This is a genomic window from Streptomyces sp. LZ34 (assembly GCF_053890475.1).
The window spans coordinates 3,922,816-3,926,915 of sequence record NZ_CM132680.1; the positions used below are offsets into that span (position 1 = coordinate 3,922,816).

3 protein-coding genes are annotated in these 4,100 nt (G+C 70.5%); all 3 read right to left on the minus strand.

Going from position 1 to position 4,100, the window contains the following annotated elements; all coding sequences use genetic code 11:
- Nucleotides 1–25: 25 nt before the first annotated feature.
- Nucleotides 26–1,075 carry a TauD/TfdA family dioxygenase gene (locus ACWY4P_RS15310; protein WP_456211106.1) on the minus strand — a complete coding sequence of 350 codons (1,050 nt, stop codon included), beginning with the start codon at nucleotides 1,073–1,075 and terminating at the stop codon, nucleotides 26–28.
- Nucleotides 1,072–3,690 (minus strand): non-ribosomal peptide synthetase, encoded by a 2,619-nt coding sequence (locus ACWY4P_RS15315; RefSeq protein WP_456211107.1) that lies wholly within the window; start codon nucleotides 3,688–3,690, stop codon nucleotides 1,072–1,074. Before ACWY4P_RS15315 ends, ACWY4P_RS15310 begins: the two co-directional genes overlap by 4 nt.
- 86 nt (nucleotides 3,691–3,776) lie before the next feature.
- Nucleotides 3,777–3,995 carry an MbtH family protein gene (locus tag ACWY4P_RS15320; protein ID WP_456211108.1) on the minus strand — a complete coding sequence of 73 codons (219 nt, stop codon included), beginning with the start codon at nucleotides 3,993–3,995 and terminating at the stop codon, nucleotides 3,777–3,779.
- Nucleotides 3,996–4,100 lie beyond the last annotated feature (105 nt).

Here is a 4,100-nt window from a genome sequence, read left to right on the forward strand (position 1 = left end):
TGTCCGGCAAAGTGGCACCGACCGCTCAGGAGGCCGTCCCGGGCTGATGCGTCGGCGAGCAGTCGGCCAGCCGCACCGGAGCGCCGAGGACCATTCCCACCTCGCGCCGCCCCTCGAAGGGCTCCCTGCTGTGCGCCATACGGACGTTGTCGACCAGCAGAAGGTCGCCCGCCTGCCACGGCTCCCTCAGCGTCCCCGCCTCGTACACCTTGTTGATGGCGTCCACGGTGTCCGCGTCGATGGGCGCCCCGTCGCCGTACCGGCTGTTGAACGGCAGCCCTCGGGAGCCGAACTGGGACACCAGGTATTCCCGCACGGCCGGTTCCATCGTCCATTCGTTGAGGAAGGCGATCTGGTTGAACCAGACCCGAGCGCCGGTCAGGGGGTGCCGGATCACCGCCGAGCGGCGCTGGCTCGTACGCAGCTCGCCGTCCGGCTCCCAGGCGAACGTGATTCCGTTGTCCCGGCAGTACTTCTCCACCGCATCGCGGTCGGCGGCGCCCAGGGCCTCCGTCCACGGCAGTCCGACGACATCGTTGTAGGAGCGGGTCAGCGACCAGCCTTCCGCGGTGAAGCGCTCGACGACCGGCTCGGGCAGATCGGCGAGCACCGCCTGGGCATCGGCGAGCCCGGTGACCCCGCCGCTGGTCGGCGGCGTGAAGCAGCCGATGGCCAGCAGCCGGGGGAATTCCAGCGCGTAGCTCAACTCGTGGTGCATGCACATCGGCTGGTCGGGCGGCCATTCCAGGGACGAGGCCACCGGCCCGCCGAGCGGCTGACGACGCGCGAACGCCTCCGTCTCCGGCATGGTCGTCCCCAGGAACCGCTCGGCGACCCGGCCGAGCGCGGCGGCGTCACGCACTCCCAGGCCGCGTATCAGCACGGCGCCGTGGCGCAACAGGGCGGCTTCCAGGGCCTCCTGCCGCTCGCCGATCCACGGCTGGAGACCTTCCGGGGCCACGGGCTCGCCGACCCGCAGGATCGGGGGCTTCCCCGGGGCGAGCTCCAGGCCGAGGTCTTCGGCGGCACCGCTCCCGGACCCGGTGGGGGGCGTCGGTGCGGACGGCTGCGTCATGCGCTCTGTTCCTTCCCCTGCTGCGTGTTCTCGTCCATGGCCGCGGCGAGGTCCGCCAGGACCGGGCGGCTCACGATGTCTTCCAGCGTCACCGCCTGGCCGAGGGCGACACCGAGCCGGACCGCGGACAGGGAGGTGCCCCCGGACTGGAAGAAGTGGTGATCCCGGGAGATCTCCGCGACGGGGATGTTCAGCACCCGTGCCCACAGCTCCGCCAACCGCTTCTCCGCGGCGGTACGCGGCGCGTTTCCGGCATCGCCCGCGGCGGGGACGGTGGCCGACTCGGCCGCCTGCCGGGTCAGCCCCTTTTTGTCGATCTTTCCATTGCCGGTAAGGGGCAGCGCCTCCCGGTGGTGGAAGAGGTGGGGGACCATGTAGGCGGGGAGCACGTCCCCGAGAGCCTGGCGCAGTCCGTCCGTCTCCAGCGCGGTGTCCGCGGTGTAGAACGCGACCAGATGCTTGCCCTGGTCCGGGCTCTCCGCCACGACCACGGCGGAATCCCGCACGCCCGGGACGCACAGCAACTGGTTCTCGATCTCGCCGATCTCGATCCGGAAGCCTCTGATCTTGGTCTGGGCGTCCCGCCTGCCGAGGAACTCCAGGGCACCTTCCGGAAGCCAGCGGCCGATGTCGCCGGAGCGGTAGAGCCGCTCCCCCGGGCGATGGGGGTCCGTCCCGAAGGCGGCGGCGGTCCGCTCCGGGTCGTTGATGTAGCCGCGGCCCACGCACACCCCGGAGAACACGATCTCCCCCGGGGCACCGAGCGGCACGGGGTTGAGCCGGTCGTCCACGACGTAGACGCGCACGTTGTTGACCGCGGGCCCGAGCGGCACCCGCTCATGGCCCGGCGCCCCGTCCATGACCTGGTGGTTGGTGTCGTCGGACGTCTCGGTCAGCCCGTAGGCGTTCACCAGCTTGATGTCCGGGAAGCAGGCGAACCACCGCTCGACCAGTTCCTTCTTCAGCGCCTCGCCGGTCGCCGAGACCACGCGCAGCCGGTCCAGGGGGCGTGGCCGCTCCTCGAGGTAGGTGAGCATCACCTCGAGATAGGACGGGACGACCTGAAGCACCTCCACTTCGCCGTCCACCAGGGCGTCGACATACCGCTGGATGTCCAGGATCTCCTGCTGCCCGACGATCAGTGTCCGGGCGCCTACCAGCAGCGCGCTCACCAACTGCCACAGCGAGATGTCAAAGCACTGCGGAGCGGTCTGCGCGACCACCTGCCCGGGGCCCATCCCCAGGTCCTCGATCTTGGCGAAGAGGTGGTTGAGCATGCCGGCGTGCTCGCACATCGCCCCCTTCGGCTCCCCCGTCGAGCCGGAGGTGAAGTAGACATAGGCGAGTTGCCCGGCCGAGACGGGCACGCCCGGGTCGGCGTCGCGGGGGTCTTCGGGGCCTTCCCCGCCCGGCTCCCTCTCCTCCACGGCGTCGGTGATGAACAGCCGGGCCTTGGCCGCGTACCCCTTCAGAGCCTGGTCGAGGGTCTCGGTGCTGCCGAACTCCGCCAGGACGAACCGGCAGTCGCTGCGGGAGAGCATGGCGGCTATCCGGCCTGCCGGGAAGTGCGGCTCCACGGGAAGGTAGACACCGCCCGCCTTGAAAACCGCGAGCGCCGCGGCCATCCAGTCGAGATTCCGCTCGGTGACCACGGCCACCACGTCTTCGCGCCGCAGCCCCCGGCGCAGCAGCGCATGGGCGATACGGTTCGCGCGACGGTTCAGCTCGCCGTACGTCCACTCCGTCCCGTCGTGCACGGCGGCGATCCGATCCGGGTGGTGACGCACCCGCTCCTCGAACAGCTCGTGCATCCGCCGGTCCGGGAGGTCGCGCCGCGGCCCGGCCAGCCCGTCGATCTGGTGCGTGAGCTCTTCGGGCGACAGCAGGCTCTGGCGGTGGTGTTCGGCCCCGCTGTCGGCGGCCAGGAGCTCCAGAGCCGTCACGTAGTACCCGGCGACCCGCCGCGCGTAGGGCGGATCGAGCACCTCACCGCGGCCGAGCACCCGCAGCAGCAGCCCGTGCGGCTCCTCGGGCACCGCATGGAAGGCGATGTGTAACACGGTGTGCCCCGTCGGTGGCCCCCCGTCGGCATGTCCGGCGGACGGAGCGGGGTCGGGAGGAGCGGGCCTGCCGGGCGCCTCGGGCAGCCCGGAGAGGTCGAGCACCACCTCGTACGCCGGAACGGCCGCCGGCGAAGCCGCCTGCGAGGATGGCGTCTCCGAGGATGACGTCCCTGAGGATGACGTCCCTGAGGATGACGTGCGCGCCTCGGCGTGCGCCGCCAGCACCAGCTGCCGCCACGCTCCGTCCTCCACCGTCAGTCGGCACGGCCGGAGCCCACCTCCGCTGTCGGGTGCCACGTATCCGGTCAGCACCTCCTGCTCACCGCAGAGCGAGGCCAGCACTTTGGCGTGCGCCGCGAGCAATGCGGAAGCCATCGGCACGCCCAGGCGCTGGGCGTGCCCGCTCACCCCCGTGACCAGGTCGGCGGGGATCCGGCGCTCGTGCTCTGTCGTCGTCGGTATGTCGGCATGCCATGGTTCGGTGCGCCATCGCGGAATGGCCGAGACGATCCCGGATTCACTCCGCGGGCCGGCGTAGATCGGTGTGCCCATCGTGTGTGTGCCTTTGCCAGAGGGGTTGATACCGGGGGCGCTTCATGCTCAGGCCCCCTGAAGGTGTCTTGACCCGGCGTCGCGCCTCAGGCGCCCGACTCGCTCATGGCCTTGACCAGGCTGGCCGGACGCATGTCCGTCCAGTTCTCCTCGATGTAGGCCAGGCAGGCGTCCCGGGTGTCCGCGGGCTTCGCGACAGTCCATCCGGCGGGCACCTCGATGAACTCGGGCCACAGCGAGTGCTGTCCCTCGTCATTGACCAGCACGAGGTACGTGCCGTCGGGGTTCTCAAACGGATTCGACATGACTGTTCCTTTCATCTCATGTGTGCGCTTGTCTTCTGTGCGCTTGCCTGTGTACTTGGTAACGCTCCGGAAGGGTGCCCGCGGCGCTCGGGCATCCCGGGACAC

Excerpts from the sequence above, each read along its gene's own strand:
- ACWY4P_RS15315 (WP_456211107.1), bottom strand. The coding sequence starts at position 3,690 with ATGGGCACACCGATCTACGCCGGCCCGCGGAGTGAATCCGGGATCGTC.
- ACWY4P_RS15310 (WP_456211106.1), bottom strand. The coding sequence starts at position 1,075 with ATGACGCAGCCGTCCGCACCGACGCCCCCCACCGGGTCCGGGAGCGGT.
- ACWY4P_RS15320 (WP_456211108.1), bottom strand. The coding sequence starts at position 3,995 with ATGTCGAATCCGTTTGAGAACCCCGACGGCACGTACCTCGTGCTGGTC.